13 protein-coding genes are annotated in these 17,672 nt (G+C 62.5%); 5 read left to right on the top strand and 8 right to left on the bottom strand.

Annotated elements, in window-relative coordinates; translation table 11 throughout:
- Positions 1 to 198 precede the first annotated feature (198 nt).
- The 3 genes from ACMDCR_RS30095 to ACMDCR_RS30085 form a co-directional block, all read right to left on the bottom strand.
- Positions 199 to 4,173 carry a leucine-rich repeat domain-containing protein gene (locus tag ACMDCR_RS30095; RefSeq protein ID WP_413990132.1) on the bottom strand — a complete coding sequence of 1,325 codons (3,975 nt, stop codon included), beginning with the start codon at positions 4,171 to 4,173 and terminating at the stop codon, positions 199 to 201.
- Between the two features lie 295 nt (positions 4,174 to 4,468).
- Positions 4,469 to 4,993, bottom strand: coding sequence for a hypothetical protein (locus ACMDCR_RS30090; protein WP_413990131.1), 525 nt, complete (start codon positions 4,991 to 4,993; stop codon positions 4,469 to 4,471).
- A gap of 623 nt (positions 4,994 to 5,616) precedes the next feature.
- A complete protein-coding gene (locus ACMDCR_RS30085) occupies positions 5,617 to 6,363 on the bottom strand; it encodes an outer membrane protein (protein ID WP_413990130.1) in 747 nt (248 codons plus the stop codon).
- Positions 6,364 to 7,888: 1,525 nt separating this feature from the next.
- Here ACMDCR_RS30085 and ACMDCR_RS30080 point away from each other — a divergent pair.
- From ACMDCR_RS30080 to ACMDCR_RS30070, 3 genes are all read left to right on the top strand, one after another.
- Positions 7,889 to 9,316, top strand: coding sequence for an MFS transporter (locus ACMDCR_RS30080; protein WP_413990129.1), 1,428 nt, complete (start codon positions 7,889 to 7,891; stop codon positions 9,314 to 9,316).
- 89 nt (positions 9,317 to 9,405) lie between these two features.
- The gene (locus ACMDCR_RS30075) at positions 9,406 to 9,795 is read left to right on the top strand and encodes a VOC family protein (protein ID WP_413990128.1); all 390 of its coding nucleotides are present in this window, start codon (positions 9,406 to 9,408) and stop codon (positions 9,793 to 9,795) included.
- 263 nt (positions 9,796 to 10,058) lie between these two features.
- Positions 10,059 to 10,535: a hypothetical protein gene (locus ACMDCR_RS30070; protein ID WP_413990127.1), complete on the top strand. Its 477-nt coding sequence runs from the start codon at positions 10,059 to 10,061 to the stop codon at positions 10,533 to 10,535.
- A 108-nt stretch (positions 10,536 to 10,643) separates the two neighbouring features.
- Here ACMDCR_RS30070 and ACMDCR_RS30065 read toward each other — a convergent pair whose 3' ends face one another.
- Entirely contained in the window at positions 10,644 to 12,143 is a 1,500-nt protein-coding gene (locus tag ACMDCR_RS30065; RefSeq protein WP_413990126.1) for a CoA-acylating methylmalonate-semialdehyde dehydrogenase, read from the bottom strand.
- Between the two features lie 237 nt (positions 12,144 to 12,380).
- Here ACMDCR_RS30065 and ACMDCR_RS30060 point away from each other — a divergent pair, with 237 nt between their 5' ends.
- Positions 12,381 to 13,322 carry a LysR family transcriptional regulator gene (locus tag ACMDCR_RS30060; protein WP_413990125.1) on the top strand — a complete coding sequence of 314 codons (942 nt, stop codon included), beginning with the start codon at positions 12,381 to 12,383 and terminating at the stop codon, positions 13,320 to 13,322.
- A gap of 29 nt (positions 13,323 to 13,351) precedes the next feature.
- Here ACMDCR_RS30060 and ACMDCR_RS30055 read toward each other — a convergent pair whose 3' ends face one another.
- Genes ACMDCR_RS30055 through ACMDCR_RS30040 form a run of 4 tightly spaced genes read right to left on the bottom strand, consistent with a single transcriptional unit; the run spans position 13,352 to position 15,921 of the window.
- On the bottom strand, positions 13,352 to 13,765 hold the full coding sequence (locus tag ACMDCR_RS30055; protein WP_413990124.1) for a hypothetical protein: 414 nt from the start codon (positions 13,763 to 13,765) through the stop codon (positions 13,352 to 13,354).
- 10 nt (positions 13,766 to 13,775) lie between these two features.
- Positions 13,776 to 14,006 (bottom strand): type II toxin-antitoxin system Phd/YefM family antitoxin, encoded by a 231-nt coding sequence (locus tag ACMDCR_RS30050; protein WP_413990123.1) that lies wholly within the window; start codon positions 14,004 to 14,006, stop codon positions 13,776 to 13,778.
- 57 nt (positions 14,007 to 14,063) lie between these two features.
- Positions 14,064 to 15,131 carry an ABC transporter ATP-binding protein gene (locus ACMDCR_RS30045; protein ID WP_413990122.1) on the bottom strand — a complete coding sequence of 356 codons (1,068 nt, stop codon included), beginning with the start codon at positions 15,129 to 15,131 and terminating at the stop codon, positions 14,064 to 14,066.
- Position 15,132: 1 nt separating this feature from the next.
- Positions 15,133 to 15,921 carry an SDR family oxidoreductase gene (locus tag ACMDCR_RS30040; RefSeq protein ID WP_413990121.1) on the bottom strand — a complete coding sequence of 263 codons (789 nt, stop codon included), beginning with the start codon at positions 15,919 to 15,921 and terminating at the stop codon, positions 15,133 to 15,135.
- 388 nt (positions 15,922 to 16,309) lie between these two features.
- On the opposite strand from ACMDCR_RS30040, the gene ACMDCR_RS30035 reads away from it, so the two are divergent.
- Positions 16,310 to 17,548 (top strand): ABC transporter substrate-binding protein, encoded by a 1,239-nt coding sequence (locus ACMDCR_RS30035; RefSeq protein ID WP_413990120.1) that lies wholly within the window; start codon positions 16,310 to 16,312, stop codon positions 17,546 to 17,548.
- Positions 17,549 to 17,672 lie beyond the last annotated feature (124 nt).

The raw sequence follows: 17,672 nt of genomic DNA, 5'->3' as shown, positions 1-17,672 counted from the left end.
CTGCTTCGCGCTCCGCGCTTCGCAGGACAGGTCCACACCCTATCATCGAAGCAGGATGCCCTCCGAAGCCTTGGCGAAGGAGGGCCGGTTCTTGTGGTATGTCTACCTTCTGGAAAGCGAAGGCACCCCAGGCCAGCGCTATGTCGGCTTGACCTGCGATCTCAAGAAGCGTCTCGCCGAGCAAGCCGCCGGCTCACATCATTCTTCCTTCGGCGCATCAAAGCCATAACGCGTCAAATCGTCGAGGCTCCGCGGCAGAAGGACGTCACTAATAGTGGCAAGGATATCGGAAACCTGGGTGTAGAACCGCTGCATGTGCATGAGTTCACGCTGACCTGCTTCGCCTAGGATAGTTGGACCATGTTCGCGGGCGACGCTGTCCAGGCCCTCATACTCGACTTTCCAATGGACAGCCCAGGCAGTTCGATCGCGCACGCTATCGATCTTGGCGTCAGGGAGAGCATAGACGCGAACCCTCTTGAGAAAGCCGGAACCCTCCTGCTTGGCGTTGCGCCAGATTTCGCTCAATTCGAACATGCAGAAGGGCGAGCGAAGATATTTTTCGCTGAGAATAATGAAGACTCGGTCGCCGGCACCGATCCGGCGCATGAAGGCAGAAATACTGTCCCCGAGACTCAGCTTCTCGTTGTCACGTATGATCTTGTATCCTTCGGCTGTCGCTCTTGTGCAAAGCTCATCGACCGCTTGTTGGCGTGCCCGGCCCTCCGGCGTGCGGTCATCGCCCCATGCAAAGGATACGTACCATTCGGGCACAGGAGGCTTCTCCTGCTGGAACGTCATGACCTGGTGCAACACTGGCTCGATTGCGGGCGCGGATTGTTCGATTTTGCCGGACATGCCAAGGCTGTTCTGGATACGTTCAACAATGGCAACTGTTTGAGACATCAGCTCTCTTGCAGCGCCTCGCTGCGTTCGTACGCGGATGATGCCCTGCCAGTCGCCGGTCATTGCCTCTTCAATCAGGAGGTGGCTGCGGGTGCGGCCTTCATAGGCATAGAGACCGCTGCGCCAATAGAGGGCATCGACGCCAGCGGACTGGCCAATTTCAGCCATTATGGAGCGGATCAATCCTCCATGCAGAAGCCCATATGAAAAGCTGGTAGCCTCGCAGGCGAGGCTGTTGTCCCAGCGTGCCTCAAGTTGATCGACAATCCTGCTTCTGTCCGGCAGCAGGTCTGGCGCGATATATTCGTCCGCCTCATCGTAGGCGCCCGCAAAGCGCCGGTGTGGAAAGCAGATTCGGCAGGATTGCATCATGCTCACAAGAAGCTTCTGCTCCTCATCGCTATGTTCCCGCCAGACCAGTTGGCCAAGCAGAATACGCGAGAAACGGCCATTGTTGGCTTGCAGGACTTTGTAGACACGCTCGCGATCGAATATGGCGTAGATAGCCTCCAGTGCCCAGCTCTGGTCGAGCACAATACGATCTTGAAACAGACCGGAGCGATGGAAAAGTGTGCCATTGGCGTTGAGATAGGCTAGCAGCATCTCTGGGGAAGAAATCCCTCCTTCCTCGATGCAGATCTTTTCAAAGTCTGTTCGTTCGAGCAACCGATGTTGGCGTCCGGCCGGTGGCAACATCATGTCGGCCGAACGCAAGGCTTCGAGGCGGCGTTGGACTCGCAGACGCCCGGCACCGATCAGGGGCAATCCTGTGCGCTCGGAGCTTTGCAGCCAGGAAGCAGCATCGCGCAGGGTTTCTTCCAGCGTTGCCATGCCGCGCCCCTCCTTGGCACTGACACGAAGTTCCTTAACGTAGCTGAACGCCTGCAAATCCTCGTCAGCGATCCTGAAGCGCCGCTCTTCGTCCTCGATGCGATCGCACTTGTTCTGGACGATGAGGATTGGGTTTTGGGTGCTTGCCTGGTGGCGGATGACATCGAGCCAATAAGCCAGGGGGTGGTTGCGGAAGCGCAACCCCCCATGATCATAACTATCGCGATTCTCGCGGTCCTTGGCCCATATGGGCATGAGCAAGGCAGGCCCCTGCAGGAACAGGGCATGAGTACCGTGATAGATATCCTGGCCCCCGAAATCCCAGATATGCAAGCACAGGTCGTCGGTCAGGCTCTCCGGAATTGCCTTGTCGATGATGCGGATGCCGTGCGTCGAGTCCCATTCGGGGTTGAAGGGCAGAGCCGACAGGCGCCGGGCAATCTGGGTCTTGCCGACGGCCCCATTGCCGAGAAGGACAAGTTTGACATCGAGAATGTTGGCTTGTCCCGCTGCAAGATCAGCGAGATGTGCTCTCAGCGCAGGCCGGAAGTCGTCATCTTCGTCTTGTGAAAGGACGCCGAATGGGATGCCCGTGATGGTGCAACCCCTTGCACGCAGGTTTAGCGATGTCTGCATGTCGAGCATGAAGCTTGGAATCTCTGTTAGGTGGCATGCCGCACAGCTCAAATTGAAGAGACTTCCCAGAGCAGCGACCGGCGCGAGGTCGCTGATCTCTGTGTAGGAGCAGTCGAGGTCCTGGAGGTTTTCGAGAGCGGCGACCGGCACGAGGTCGCTGATCTGTGTTTCGGAGCAGGCGAGGCGCTTGAGGTTTTTGAGAGCAGCGACCGGCGCGAGGTCGCTGATCTGTGTGTCGGAGCAGTACAGGTCCTGGAGGTTTTCGAGAGCAGCGATCGGCGCGAGGTCGCTGATCTGTGTGGTGGAGCAGGAGAGGTGCTGGAGGTTAGAGAGAGCAGCGATTGGCGCGAGGTCGCTGATCTGTGTGGTGGAGCAGGAGAGGTGCTGGAGGTTTTCGAGAGCAGCGACCGGCGCGAGGTCGCTGATCTGTGTGTTTGAGCAGTCGAGGTGCTGGAGGTTTTCGAGAGCAGCGACCGGCGCGAGGTCGCTGATCTGTGAGGTTGAGCAGTAGAGGTGCTGGAGGTTTTCGAGAGCAGCGACCGGCGTGAGGTCGCTGATCTGTGTGTTTGAGCAGTCGAGGTGCTGGAGGTTTTCGAGAGCAGCGACCGGCGTGAGGTCGCTGATCTGTGAGGTTGAGCAGGAGAGGTGCTGGAGGTTTTCGAGAGCGGCGACCGGCGCGAGGTCGCTGATCTGTGTGTAGGAGCAGTCGAGGTGCAGTAAGTTTTCGAGAGCAGCAACCGGAGCGAGGTCGTTGATCTGTGTGATAGAGCAGTCGAGGTGCTGTAGGTTTTCGAGGGCAGCAACCGGCGCGAGATCGCTGATCTGTGTGTCGGAGCAGGAGAGGTGCTGTAGGTTCGCGAGAGCAGCGACCGGCGTGAGGTCGCTGATCGGTGTGCGGGAGCAGGAGAGGAACTGTAGGTTTTCGAGAGCAGCGACCGGCGCGAGGTCGCTGATCCGTGTGTAGGAGCAGTGGAGGCGCTGTAAGTTTTCGAGAGCAGCGACTGGCGCAAGGTCGCTGGTCTGTGTGCGGGAGCAGGAGAGGAACTGTAGGTTTTCGAGAGCAGCGACCGGCGCGAGGTCGCTGATCCGTGTGTGGGAGCAGTCGAGGTGCTGTAGGTTTTCGAGAGCAGCGACCGGCGCGAGGTCGCTGATCCGTGTGTAGGAGCAGTCGAGGTGCTGGAGGTTTGAGAGAACAGCGACCGGCGCGAGGTCGCTGATCCGTGTGTAGGAGCAGTCGAGGTGCTGGAGGTTTGAGAGAACAGCGATCGGGGCGAGGTCGCTGATCTGTGTGTAGGAGCAGTCGAGGTGCTGGAGGTTTTCGAGAACAGCAACCGGCGCGAGGTCGTTGATCTGTGTGTTGGAGCAGCCGAGATGCTCGAGGTTTTCGAGAACAGCAACCGGCGCAAGGTCGCGGATCTGTGTGTGGGAGCAGTCGAGGTGCTGGAGCGTGTTAAGAGCTACTAATGGAGTTAAGGTATCGACGAAATTTTGGGCGATGATGAGATGACGAAGATGTGTCATTCCGGCCAGAATGTCGATCGAATCAATATCACTGTTGATCACTGCTAGCATTGAAAGCTCGGTAAAAGATCGCAATTTCTCGAATTGCTGTCGAAATTTCAGACGATGACCAATCGTCGAGCTGAACCCCACTTTTAGGTCCCTAAGATGCGTAAGCTGAAAGAGTTCATCGGGAATGGCTTCAAGTTCGAGATCGCGGAGGTCGATTATTCTCGTCTGCTCGGAGCGTTCCTGGGCGATGCGCTGTTGTGCCAGTCTAAAGGAATCAGCTTGAGGCATCGGGAATCGCCTTCAGTCTATTCGATTCTCTAGAAGTTCCAGTATTAAGACGAATTCTTGAGGCTTGTTTTTCACTTCAATGATAGATACCATTGCTTTTATCTAAGCACTATCGACCATCGGAAGCAAATAAGTAGTTGGAAATAAATAACTGATGAAGTCGATTCTGCCCTGGCGTTAGATCAGGGATACGAGCCCTACATATCTCTCGTGAGGATGTTGAGAGGTTCCCAGGGTTCGACCAGTCGAACCGTACTCGACCTCTCAGATCGGGAAAGACGTCGCAGCCGGCCACTTAGGGCCCGGGCCTAAGAAGGGTCCAAATCCAACCCGCGAATGTCAGCACGAGGAAGGGATATCCCAGGGCCGGCAGGGGAGAGGAGGTCGGAAGCAAAGGGACGCCCCAGATAATCCGACCCACTGTCACCGCAAACAGCACGGCCGCCACCAGCGCCGTCAAGCGCACCCACAAGGGAAAGGTCTTCGGAGCGCTGATCATGATGAGGCCTGCCGACCAGAGGGCTATTCCCCCGACATAGGACGGGACGCTGGCCTGAAGCCCCGCTGCGTTGCCCGCCAGCAGCAGGCTTTCACCAGCGGCGAAGGTCAGGTATCCAGCCGCAATGCAGTCTTGTCCTTGCCGCAGATATTTCATGGTCAAAAGCGTGGCGGCCACCACGATGGCCACGCCGTCGATCGTCCAGAAGGATTCGCGTAATTCGGCGGTCCCGACAAAGGTACCGGCGAGGCCGAAGATGCCGCCAATTGCCAAGCCCGTTGCTGCGACAATATCCGAGGTCGTTGGCGAGGCCTGGGCCATTCGAAAGCTCCTGCAATTTGCAAAGCCTTGTACAGCAGAAGGATTTACCAAAATAACAAGAGCAACCTGATTCACAGGTACGACAAACGACCTGGTCGTTCACCTGAAGCTTCTCGTCTGTTGCCCTTCCAGCTCTATACACCTCCGCCAGCTCTCCAGTTCTCCACCTCGCGCTCCTGACGCAGGCTCGCAACGAGGTTCGAGTTGTCGTCATCCTGTTGGACGACGAGCTTAAGGAATTGGGAATAGTTGGGTCGATTCCTTGGCACGCGAGGTCACCTTGTCGCCCCCTCCGCGTGGTTTCTTCGCCGGACCGATTCGAACAGTGGAGGCAAGATGCCCGCAAACACATCTCATCTGTTATCCTCGGTCGTGGACGCTCAGCGGCACGCCGACACGATCAATGCCTACTGGGCGAAGGTGGGGCGAGAAGCCGGCGCGATGGTCGTCCCGGTCTTCGATCACGAAGGCAATCTGGAGTCCTTTGGCGTGACCAGTCGCATGACGACCAAAGCAGCGAGCAGGTCCGGACGGGGACCGGGCGCGCATTTCGCCTCCCGGCCTCACCGGTAATCTTCAAGCTCCGCGTCGGTTATCCGCCCGGCCTCGAACGCCTTTCAGGCTCAGAACTTGTAGCTAACGCCGAGCGTTGTGGAGATCTCCCGAAGCTTGACGGTGGTACGGTCATCGTCATCGCTGAACCGGAAGCTCTTGCTGCCGAAATCGGTGTAGCGCACCTCGCCCCGCACCAGCCAATTGTCGGTCATCGCATATTCGACGCCGGCGCCGGCCGTCCATCCGATCACCGTGCTATTCTCATGGCGGAAGCTCGAATAGCCGGTGGTGGCCTGGCCATCGGTATATTTCTCATCCGAGAAAGCAACGCCGGCGGTTAGATAGGGCAGGATGTTGCCGATGGCGTAACCCGCACGGGCTCTAAGCGAACCTTGCCAGTCGCTCTCAATCTTGCGGTAGGCGCTGGCGTCCACGTCGCCGCCGCCGGGCGCGGGGAACGAATCACCCGGCACTGCCTTCTTCTTATTGAGATTGCGATAGTCGATATCACCCTCGATACCGACGACGAAGCCGCCATCGAACTGCTGGTTATAGCCGACGTGAACACCGCCGACGAAGCCTGTACTATCGAGCTTTTCATCAAGACGGCCCAGTCCATCGAAGGCGCCGGCCGATGTATCGGCCTTGTTGAAGGCGGCGCCGGCATGCAGGCCGGCGTAGAAGCCCGTCCACGAGAAAGTGGCGGCAGCGGGCGCCACAGGCTCAGCCACGCGGGGTGCCAGATCAGCGGCCGCGGCGGCACCGCAGAAAACCAAGGTAGCGAGAACAGGGAGAGCAGGAGGCAGATAACGCATGGCACTTCACCGCAGATATTGAGAACACTCCGCACATTACGTTAGGTAATGAAGGGTTACAATCGGTGGTGAGGCGATAAATCCACGGTGTTGCATTAATATCACATCCCGAGGAACCAAGGCGATTTGTCGCCTGAACCTACGGCAGCTACCTATATTTCAAATGCTCACCGCGTAGGTCGGCACGCGAAAATCACCTCCCACTGCACCAAGTCGGTCTCCGCCGCGATCCCGAATAGGTCTCGCCGGACCAAGAAGCAGTCGCGCATAAACGGCCACAGCCTCGTCCTGCCGGGCTGCGGTCCACCGCGCGCCCTGATCGACAAGTCGGCCTGTCATAGTCTGAGGAAGCTCCGTCCGGGCGGGTATGACGACGCCTTTGGCGAGGGCGCATCGTTGACTGTCCGGCTGGCCCGCCCGACTTCGGCTCTGGCCGGCCGCGCCCGGCGTGCCGTTGGAGTACGTTGGACAAATAGGACCATACCTCGACATTCCACTCCTGCTTTGCTCTACTCGTCCCCGGAGCGAAGGAGGGCGAGGCTCGTAAATCCGGATCATGACCGGTGGCCGCGCCCCTTCCACCCACCCCGATGTCCTGCGGCCTTGCCAGCCGCACTGCCTGTGGTCCGGACGGCCCGTGAGAGTGGAGCCTCGCGGGATTGGATCGCGTGCGAGGGACATCGTCCGGCGGCTTCGGCCGGCCTTCAGGCGAAAGCCTGTGGGTCGTCACCGAGCCGGATGCGGGGCTTGATGAGAGGCGGATGGACCGCTCACGGCGCAGTGGGGCATGATCCTTGGGGACATGATCCTTGCGCCGCAGATGCGTCCCCGGGACCAGGAGAGAGGCCGGCCGCTCCGGGCCGGATCACTTGCGGGACGCAGGTCGCCGCGGGCCCCTGGTTTCGACGCTTCGTGGGTGAGGCGCAGGACGATCCCACCCGGTCCCGCATGGCTGCGGGAGGGCCTGGGGGCCTGCGCCATCCAGCATGTCCCGGATGCCAGGAGAGCGACGTGATCTCCAGGGCGACAGGGCGTGCCTTCCCGAATCGGCAAGGGCCGGGAAGAGGCCGGTCCGGCATGCGCGTTGTTGGCATGTGCGGGATCGGTGCGGGGCAACCTGCCGGAATAAGGTGACGGCGGCTTTCCCCAACAAGCCCGCCAGAGCCATGAACCAGCAAGGCACGGCTTTCCTGCGGAAAGCCGCCGTCACCTTGACCGCGCCCACTGTCATGACTCAGCCCGAAAGGGCGTGAGAACGCGGTGGCTCGGCTATTTGTTACTCACAGCCTCGTCCGAGGCCATCGAGGCCGGCAGGAAAGATGTCGATCTGGAGATCGACACTCCGCGTTTGGTGCGTCTCAGGCCGCGAGGTCAGGGCCAATGGACCTGACAGTCGGACCTGCATCGGCGGGCCAGTATGTCTTCCCACCTTTCTCTTCCCACGCCCTCGCTCTTTTTCTATGGTCAGACCATTGCCGGAGGCCCATGAGTCTCGTGCGGCCTTGTCGAGTTCGGAACCACCCCCATGACCATCGCTCCGGCACAGAGCAGCGCCACGCGAAGCAATGTCCTCGCCTATCTCGTGGCCGGCGCCTTCTTCATGGAGATGCTGGACGGCACGGTCGTTGTCAGCGCCCTGCCGCAGATGGCCGAGTCCTTCGGCGTGGCCCCGATCGACCTCAATATCGGCATTTCCGCCTATCTGCTCACTCTGGCGGTGCTGATCCCGGCGAGCGGCTGGGTGGCCGATCGCTACGGGCCGCGCACCGTGTTCGGCTGGGCCATCGTGATCTTCACCGCCGCCTCGATCCTGTGCGGCCTCAGCACCAATCTGTGGTTCTTCACCGCGGCGCGCATCCTGCAGGGCGTCGGCGGGGCGCTGATGGTGCCGGTGGGGCGGCTGATCGTGCTGCGCAACACCGCGAAGGCCGATCTGATTCGCGCCATCGCGGTGATCACATGGCCGGGTCTCGCCGCGCCGGTGCTTGGGCCGCCGGTCGGCGGCTTCCTCGCCACCTATGCGAGCTGGCACTGGATCTTCTTCCTCAACGTGCCGCTCGGCCTCGTCGGCTTCCTGCTCACCATGAAGCTGATTCCGCCGGGCCAGGCCGATGGCGCCAAGCCTTTCGACTGGCTCGGCTTTGTGCTGGTCGGCGCCGCCTGCTTCGGCCTGATCTACGGGCTCGACCTGATCTCGCGCGAGAATGCCTCCATGCCGCTGGCGGTGCTTTGGCTGGCGGTAAGCGCCGTCATCGCCGGCCTCGCGGTGCGTCATGTGATGCGCGCCGCGCACCCGCTGATCGATCTGTCGGCGCTCGCCATCCGCTCCTTCGCCATCACCATCTGGGGCGGCTCGCTGTTTCGCATCGCCATCGGCGCCGTGCCCTTCCTGACGCCGCTGATGTTCCAGCTCGCCTTCGGGCTCGATGCCTACCAGGCGGGCCTGCTGGTGCTCTGGATCTTCGCCGGCAACATCACCATGAAGCCCTTCACCACGGCGGTGCTGCGGCGTTTCTCCTTCCGCCAGGTGCTGATCGGCAATGGGCTGCTCAACGCCATCCTGATCTCCTGCTGCGCGCTGCTGACGCCGGCGACGCCGGTGCCGGTGATCTGGGCGCTGCTCTTCGCTGGCGGCCTTACGCGCTCGATGCAGTTCACCGCCCTCAATACCATCGCGTTCGCCGAGGTGCCGGAGGCGCGCATGAGCGGGGCCAACACCTTGTTCAACGTGGCGTTTCAGATGTCGTTCGGCATCGGCATCGGCGTCGGCGCTGCGGCGCTCAGGCTCGCGGAACTCTGGTTCCCGGGAGCGCCGGGCAAGCTGCCGCTCATCGACTTCCAGATCGCCTTCGCCTTCATCGGGCTGCTCGCCTTCGCCGCTGTCCTCGACATGTTCGGCCTCGACGCGCGTGCCGGCAACGAGCTCAAGGTCAAGCAGGCGGGCGCGAAATAGTCGGCGTGTAATGCAATGCTACTACCCGACCCGAAGCCGGCGCCTCTAACCTGGCGATCTCCTTTTGCTCGAACGGCAGGTCCGACGTCATGGCCATGATCCACAGCATGATCCGCGTTTTCGACGAGACTCGCTCGGTCGAGTTCTACCGCAACGCCTTCGGCTTCCAGATCGCCGGACGCTACGAGTTCGAGAGCTTCGTGCTGATCTATCTCGCCGACGAGCATGGCTTCGAGCTGGAGCTGACGGTCAACAAGGGCCGCGCCGAGCCCTATGATCTCGGCAACGGCTATGGCCACCTCGCCGTCTCCGTCTCCGACCTTGCCGCTGCGCACGGCCAGATGAAGTCACTGGGCCTCGCACCGGGCGACCTCAAGCTGCTGTCCCTTCCGGGAGGAGGCGAGGCGCGGTTCTTCTTCATCGCCGACCCCGACGGCTACAAGATCGAGGTGCTGCAGCGGGGCGGAAGGTATAAGTAGGGCGAAGGGGGCTTGGTTCGCAGCGGCGCTTTCTGATATGTGGCGCAGCCCCTCACCTCTATCCTCTCCCCGCGAGCGGGGCGAGGGGGCGCCACCGGCGAACTCTATTCCTTGACGCCATCTCTCGCCCAGCCGGTTGGGCGAGACTCGACTTCTTCGACTAAGACGCAACTTCGAAGTCCCCTCGCCCCGCCTGCGGGGAGAGGATAGAGGTGAGGGGCTGCGCGGCATCTCATAATTGCAACCAAAGCGTACAGTTTCCCATGCCATCCCCCGACACCAACCCCTTTCCCCACGATCCCGAGCGCCACGACTTGTGGGAGATGCTGGTCCGCCGCGATATCGAGGCGTTCCTCGCGGCGGATTGGGAGGCGATCGCCGGCGATTTTCTCGCCGACCGCTTCTTCGGCCTCAGCGGCATGAAATCGGCCAATCCCGACGAATGGCGCATGGTCTTCCCGCGCCTGGAGGACTATCGCGACCGCTGGCTCGCGCAGGCCAGGCTCTCGGCCGAGACCGCCTATGCGGAGCCGCGGGGCGAGGCGCTCTATCGCGCGACGTCGCTCACCGAGATCGAGATCAGCGGCGAGCGCGTGGTGGCGCACAAGAAATTCGATGGGACGATCCGCAAGGCGGATGGCAGCGCCGATGTCATCAACTGGCAGACGCTCTACCTTTGCACGCGGGTGGAAGGGGCGTGGAAGATCATCGGCTTCGTGGGATATCTGCCGAACCCGTAATTCCTGGGACCGCAGGCTTCCAGCCTGCCCTGCCTACCCGGCAGGCCTGCCGGTTCAAGAGGCAGGCTGGAAGCCTGCGATCCCAGGGAAGAAAGCGCGCTGCCGGGCTTACTTCATCGTCGGCATCACGAAGTCGGCGCCGGCGCGAATGCCCGTCGGCCAGCGGCTCGTGATGGTCTTGAGCTTGGTGTAGAAGCGCACGCCCTCGGGACCATGCATGTGATGGTCGCCGAACAGCGAGGCCTTCCAGCCGCCGAAGGAGTGGAACGCCATCGGCACCGGGATCGGCACGTTGATGCCCACCATGCCGACCTGGATCTGATGCGCGAATTCGCGTGCCGCGTCGCCATCGCGGGTGAAGATGGCGGTGCCGTTGCCGAATTCATGCTCGTTGATCATGCGGGCGGCGGTGGCATAGTCCGGAGCGCGGGCGACGGCGAGCACGGGGCCGAAGATCTCTTCCTTGTAGATCTTCATGTCGGTGGTGACGTTGTCGAACAGCGTGCCGCCGACGAAATAGCCGCCCTCATAGCCCTGCATCCTGAAGCTGCGGCCGTCGACCACCAGCTTGGCGCCCTCCGCCTCGCCGGCGTCGATATAGCCGCGCACCTTGTCGTAATGCTGCTTGGTGACCAGCGGGCCCATCTCCGCCTCGGGATCGGTGCCGGGGCCGATCTTGAGCGCGCGGATCTTGGGCTCGAGCTTGGCGACCAGGGCATCCGCCGTCTTGTCGCCGATCGGCACGGCCACGGAGATCGCCATGCAGCGTTCGCCGGCCGAGCCATAGGCCGCACCCATCAGGGCGTCGACGGCCTGGTCCATGTCGGCGTCGGGCATGACGATCATGTGGTTCTTCGCCCCGCCCAGTGCCTGGCAGCGCTTGCCGTGCCGGGTGGCGGTTTCATAGATGTAGCGGGCGATCGGGGTGGAGCCCACGAAGCTGACGGCGCTGATGTCGGGATCGGTCAGGATGGCGTCGACGGCCTCCTTGTCGCCCTGCACCACGCTGAAGACACCGTCCGGCAGGCCCGCTTCCTTGAGCCATTCGGCCAGCAGCAGCGAGGCGGAGGGATCGCGCTCCGAGGGCTTGAGGATGAAGCAGTTGCCGCAGGCGAGCGCCACCGGGAACATCCACATCGGCACCATGGCCGGGAAGTTGAAGGGCGTGATGCCGGCGACCACGCCGAGCGGCTGGCGCAGGGAATGGCTGTCGACGCGGGTGCCGACATTCTCCGTCACCTCGCCCTTGAGGAGCTGCGGGGCGGCGGTGGCGAACTCCACCACCTCCATGCCGCGCTGGATCTCGCCCTTGGCGTCGGAGAACACCTTGCCGTGCTCGGCGGTGATCACTTCGGCCAGGGTGTCGATGCGCTGCTCGAGCAAAGCGAGGAAGCGGTTGAGGATGCGGGCGCGGCGCAGCGGCGTGGTGGCGGCCCAGCCCGGCGCGGCGGCCCTGGCGGCTTCCACCGCGCTCCGCACTTCCGCCGTGGAGGCGAGGGCGACGTTCGCGCTGCTCTCGCCGGTGGCGGGATTGTAGACCGGTGCGCTGCGGCCGCTCTTGCCGGCGACGATGCGCCCGCCGATGAAATGGGAGATCTCTCGTGCCATGCCTGCTTCCTCCTTGGGGGATGTCATCCCGTCCGCGACGCGGCACGAAGTGTCGCCTCGCAGACACGGGACCGTTATGGGGTAGTGAGCCTCATTCTGCTCGCGATCCCGGATCTGCATCGCGTCACTGCGTGCCGCAATGCGTCCGGGATGACTGCCTCTCTTATGCGGCCCCACACTGCGCACATCAATGAGATGTCTTGCACTCCCGATGTGCGAAAATTATAGTCGTGTTCCATGAACTGGGATCATGTGCGTATCTTCCTGGCAGTCGCGCGCAGCGGCCAGATCCTCGGCGCAGCGCGCCGCCTGAAGCTCAACCATGCCACCGTCGGCCGCCAGCTCACCGCGCTGGAGGAGGCGATGGGCACACGGCTGATCGACCGGCAGAACCAGGGCTGCGCCCTCACGGCTGCCGGCGAGGCGCTGCTGGTGGCAGCGGAGAGGGCGGAATCCGAATTCCTGCGTGTGAGCGCCGACCTCTCCGGCACGGCGGCGACGATCAGCGGCATCGTGCGCGTGGGTGCGCCTGATGGACTCGGCAACTACTTTCTGTCGCAGGAGCTCGGAGCGCTCGCCGCCTTGCACCCCGAGCTGGTGGTGCAGCTCGTGCCGCTGCCGCGCACCTTCTCACTCTCGCGCCGCGAGGCTGACATCGTGGTGACGCTGGAGCGCCCGGCGCAGGGCAAGCTCCTTGTGAAGAAGCTCACCGACTACACGCTCAGCGTCTATGCCTCCGAGAGCTACCTGGCGCATACGGGGCCGATCACCCGCGAGGCGGATCTGGAGGGCCGGCTGTTCATCACCCATGTCGACGACCTCGTCTACAGCCGCGCGCTCGACTACGCCGAGACGCTCGGCCGCCTGATGAGCCGGCGCTTCGAATGCGGCAGCGTGGTTGCGCAGATGGAGGCGGTGCGCGCAGGCCACGGCATCGGCATCATGCACGACTACGCCGCCCGCCGCTTCCCGGAGCTACGCCGCCTCTTGCCGGACATCCGCTTCACCCGCAGCTACTGGCTGGTCTCCCACCCGGATACGCATCACACGCGGCGCGTGAAGGCGGTGGCCGAGCACATCACGGCGCGGGTGCGGGCGGAGCGGGGGAGTTTTGCGGTAGCGGATGTGGAAGATTCGGGAAGGTGGGCTGCACAGCTCGCCTCACGGAGACACTTCTGAAAGGCAAGACCTGCTTGGCAGCGTTCGGCTTAGTCGGTACGGGGCACCTTTCGGGTTTTTCGGCTTTTGGCAGCCGTGAGAAAGGCGTTCAGTGCCGTTCGTTGGAAAGCCTCGCTAAACCGGCCGATGCGTGCGCCCGGATCGAAATAGAAGGATCCCTCAAGGAGATCGTGATTGTATTCGTCGAGAATGACCCAGAGCGGCATATCGTCGAGGCCAGCTCTGCGCCGCTCGATTTCCGGGACCTTGAGGGCCAGCCGGTCAGGCGGGGGTGGCGAAGAGGTGATTGGAAGAATGAAGAGATTGGTCTTGCCTTCCCGATTCATCATGACGGCGATGAGAGAGATAGGGCGATCTTTGCGGCCCTCTGTCTCGCCTGCCTCGAATTGCCAGCGCCAAAGGTAATCGTAGCGCCAAACATCGCCGGACTTCGGGGCAGTCATGATTTCGGTCTCACTTTAGATCGGCGAGAGCCTCTTCGAGCAAGCCTAGGTGTTCCGGTGGCATCTCCTCGATAGCGTAGGCTTGTCGCGGATCATTCCCGAAGCGGCGCTCATAAGTCTCGATGTCCATCAGCACATAGCGAGCCTTGCGATGTCTCGTGATGGCGATCGGCTCATGTTCGGCGGCGGCGAGAATGTCACCAAGATGCTGTTTGAGCTCAGTGGAAGCGAAGGATTTCATGGTGACGATCCAATTTTGTCTAAAATAGACAAATTAGACAGCTCTGGCAAAATCTTTCTACAGCCTCACCCCGGTCTTCGGATCGAACACGTGCACATTGCCCGGTACGACTGTCAGGTAGACCGTCTCGCCCGGCTCAGGCGACAGGCGTTCGCGGAAGACGGCGCGGATCTCCGTGCCGTCGATGCTGCCGAACAGATGCGTCTCCGCACCCGTCGGCTCGACCACGCTGACCAGGAAAGGGAAGCCGTTCTGGGCGTCCGTGAGCAGGAAATGCTCCGGCCTGATGCCGATCTCCACCGCCTGGCCCGAGGCGGCGCTGCTTTCGCCCATCGGCAGCAGGAGCCCGCCCTTGGTGCGCAGCCTCGGCGGCCCGTCGCCCTTTTCCACCGTGCCGGGGATGAAACCCATCGAGGGCGAGCCGAGGAAGCTCGCCACGAAGCGGTTGCCGGGCCTGTCATAGAGTTCGAGGGGCGAACCCACCTGCTCGATCTGGCCGGCATTCATCACCACGATGCGGTCGGCCATGGTCATGGCCTCGATCTGGTCGTGGGTAACGTAGACGATGGTGGTCTTGAGGTCCTGGTGCAGGGCCTTGATCTCGGTGCGCATCTGCACGCGCAGCTTGGCGTCGAGGTTGGAGAGCGGCTCGTCGAACAGGAAGAGCTCGGGCTGGCGCACGATGGTGCGACCCATGGCGACGCGCTGGCGCTGGCCGCCGGAGAGCTGGCGCGGATAGCGGTCGAGATAGCTGTTCAGGTTGAGCACGCCCGCCGCCTTCTGCACGCGCGGCTCGATCGACTGGGCGCTCTCCCCGCGCATGCGCGGCCCGAAGCCGATATTGGCGCGGGTGGTCATGTGCGGGAACAGCGCGTAGGACTGGAACACCATGGAGATGTTGCGCTGCTGGGGCGAGAGCTTGTTGGCGAGCCTGGGGCCGATCCACAATTCGCCGCCCGAGATCTCGTCCAGGCCGGCGATCATGCGCAGCAGCGTGGACTTGCCGCAGCCGGAAGGGCCGACCAGCACGACGAACTCGCCATCCTTCACGTCGAGGTCGATGCCATGCAGCACGCTGGCGGTGCCGTAGCGCTTCTCCAAGGATTTGACCTGCAGGCCCGCCATTTCACGCTCTCCTTTCGATGATGTCCCGCACGAAGCGCAGATTGCCGGCCGTGAGGCCGCCATCCACCGGCAGGACCGCTCCCGTCACGCCGGCGGCGAGCGGGGAAGCGAGGAAGAGGGTGGCGTTGGCCACATCCTCCGGACTCACCATCCGCCCGAGCGGGTAATGGGAAATCACATCTTCGAAGATCGCCGGGTCCTTGGCAAGGCGGTGGTCCCAGGCCGGCGTGCGCACCGAGCCGGGGCAGACCACATTGGCGCGGATGCCCTTCTCGCCCATCTCGACGGCAATCGACTTGGCATAGGAGACAAGTCCCGCCTTGGCGGCGGAATAGGCGGGATTGCCGTAATGGCCGAGGGCGTTCACCGAGGCGACGAAGACCACGGCGCCGCCGCCGCGCTTCGCCATCGCCTCGACCACGGGCCGGGTGATGTGGAAGGCGCCGGTGAGGTTGATGGCGATCTCGCGCTCCCACACCGTCTCGTCCACCTGGCCGATGGTTTCGGCGCGCGTGAAGCCGGCATTGTTGACGAGCACCTCGGGTGCCGCGCCCACCCCTGCAAGATCGGCGAAGGCGTCGGCACAGGCCTTGGCGTCGGTCAAGTCGAAGGCAAGGCGATGGGCGAGCGGCAACTCCGCCATCGTGGCGGTATCCTGATCCGCCCCGGAGACAATGGCGCCCGCTCCCGTAAAGGCCGCGACCATCGCCCGGCCGATGCCGCCACCTGCCCCTGTGATCAGCACATGGCGCCCGGCAAGGCCGAGAGGGTGGGGCGGGCTATCGGACATGGGGAGACTCGCTGCAGGCAGGACGGCGCATCTATGCACGGTTCGCAGGAGAAGGAAATCCGGGAGCGTGCATGTCGCGATGTCCATTCGCGGAAACGATGGCGCCGGGAATGAAGCTCGTCCCTGGGCAAGGATGCGACTGCTCGAGGTGGCGTTCTTCACACGCCGCCGGGCTTTTCCGGAAAGCGATTCGCTTCATGCGCAGACAAGATCTCCGCGCTTTGGGGCGGTAAATCGATACAGCCATCCCTCTGTGGAACCGATTACACTCCGTCCGCCAAAGCCTCTTGCCAGCCAGCCGATTACGGGGAAGATTAGCGCCCGTCATGCGGGCGACAGGCGCGGGGCGCCGTATGAACCGCAGCAGTCAGAAAGATGGGGACGTTTCATGAAGACGATCGGACGGATGGCGATGCTGATGGCAGGCGCCTCACTCTTGGCTTATGCGTCCGCGGCGCAAGCCGGCACCGTGCGTGTGACCATCGCCGAATATTCCAAGGGCACCGGCCCCTATTTCGAAGCCGCCGCCAAGGCATTCGAAGCCGCCAACCCCGGCACCACCATACAGATCGAGGTCGTTCCCTGGGACAACCTGCAGCAGAAGCTGACCACCGACATCTCGGCCGGCACCAATGCCGACCTGTCGATCATCGGCACGCGCTGGCTGCTCGACTATGTCTCGCAGGATGTCGTCGCCCCGCTCGACAGCTACATGACACCCGAGATCAAGGGCCGCTTCATCGACACCTTCCTCTCCCCCTCGGTGCTGAACGGCAAGACCTATGGCCTGCCGATCGCCGCTTCCGCCCGCGCGATGTATTACAACAAGGACGTCTTCGCCAAGGCCGGCATCACCGAGCCGCCGAAGACCTGGGATGACTTCAAGGCCGACGCGGCCAAGATCAAGGCGGCCACGCCGGACGTGGCGCCCTTCGGCCTGCAGGGCAAGGAAATCGAGACCGACGTCTATTTCTACTACGGCCTGTGGGGCATGGGCGGCGATATCGTCAAGGATGGCAAGTCGGGCGTCGACAGTCAGGCGGCTATCGACGCCGCCAAGCTCTACAAGGGCTTTATCGATGGCGGGCTGACCGAGCCCGGTGTGACCTCCTATGCCCGCGAGGATGTGCAGAACCTGTTCAAGCAGGGCAAGGTCGCCACTGTGATCACCGCGCCCTTCCTGTCCGGCCAGATCAAGAAGGAGGCGCCGGACTTGAAATATGGCGTCGCCGCGATCCCGATCGGCCCCAATGGCAAGCCCTTCACCTATGGCGTGACCGACTCCATCGTGCTGTTCCAGAACTCGAAGGTGAAGGACGAGGCCTTCAAGTTCCTCGACTTCCTGTTCACCACCGAGCAGCGTACCGCCTTCGACAAGGTCGAGGGGTTCCTGCCGGTGAACGCCAAGGAGGCGCAGGATCCGATGTTCGCCAATGATCCGGACCTGAAGGTCTTCGCCTCGCTGCTGCCCGGCGCCCACTTCGCCCCGGTGATCCCGGGCTGGGAGGAAATCGCGCAGGTCACCTCGAATGCGATCCAGAAGATCTATCTGGGCAAGGCCGACGACATCGAGCCCACGCTGAAGGCCACGGCTGCGCAGGCGAACGACATCCTGAGCAAGAAGTGAGAGCTTGACGAAGGGCCTGTCTCACCGGTTCGGGGAGAAAGGCCTTTTTCGTAGAAGGTGCGACGCAGAGCCTTCCCCACGAAGCTGGGGAAGGTGGCCCGACGAAGTCGGGTCGGATGGGGTG

Source organism: Labrys okinawensis, from assembly GCF_047345005.1.
GTDB lineage: Bacteria > Pseudomonadota > Alphaproteobacteria > Rhizobiales > Labraceae > Labrys > Labrys okinawensis.
Note: the sequence above shows the minus strand (reverse complement) of the source record. Positions and strands in the feature narration are given on the sequence as shown.